Annotated in this window: 1 protein-coding gene; it reads left to right on the forward strand. The window is 71.6% G+C overall.

Annotation, left to right across the window (positions count from 1 at the left end):
• On the forward strand, positions 1–772 hold a 772-nt coding region (locus tag HUK84_RS20945), incomplete at its 5' end, for an ABC transporter permease (protein ID WP_176641895.1).
• Positions 773–791 lie beyond the last annotated feature (19 nt).

A 791-nucleotide genomic window follows, 5' to 3' on the forward strand; every position in this document is an offset into this window, starting at 1 on the left:
CCGGCCCGCGCCGCTGCGCTGCGTCCTGTGGCGGGGCGGCCTGCTGCACGGCGATTTCGGCCGGTCGCTGCTGAACGGCCTGCCGGTGGCGGACATGCTGCGGCCCCGGCTGCATAATTCGCTGCTGCTGGCCGGGGCGTCGGCGCTGCTGGCCGTGCCGGTGTCGCTGCTGCTGGGCATTACGGCGGCGGTCTGGCGAGACACGCTGTACGATCGCGGCGTAACCGTCCTGACGCTGGGGCTGGTGTCCGTGCCGGAATTCGTCATCGCCACGCTGGCGGTGTTCGTGTTCGCGACCCGGCTGCACCTGCTGCCCGCCCTGTCGGATATCGGCGGCGTGCATACGCTGTGGCAATTCCTGCGCGCGTTCTTCATGCCGGTGGCCAGTCTCGCCCTGGTGACGCTGGCGCAGATGGTGCGCATGACCCGCGCGGCGATGGTGGACACGCTGTCCGCCCCCTATGTCGAAATGGCACGCCTGAAGGGCGTGGGGCCGGTGCGGCTGGTCGTGGTGCATGCGCTGCCGAACGCCGTGGGGCCGGTGGTGAACGCGGTGGCGCTCAGCCTGTCCTCGCTGCTGGGCGGGGTGGTGGTGATCGAGGCCGTCTTCGCCTATCCGGGCGTCGCGGGGCTGATGGTCGATGCCGTCACCGCGCGCGACGTGCCGACGGTGCAGGCCTGCGCCCTGGTCTTCTGCCTGGCCTATCTGGTGCTGACCACGCTGGCCGACATCGTGACCATCGCCACCCTGCCGGGGCGGCGCGCGCCATGACCGGCCCGTTGCGCCGCCT

It is taken from the genome of Nguyenibacter vanlangensis (assembly GCF_013376155.1).
GTDB classification, from domain to species: domain Bacteria; phylum Pseudomonadota; class Alphaproteobacteria; order Acetobacterales; family Acetobacteraceae; genus Gluconacetobacter; species Gluconacetobacter vanlangensis.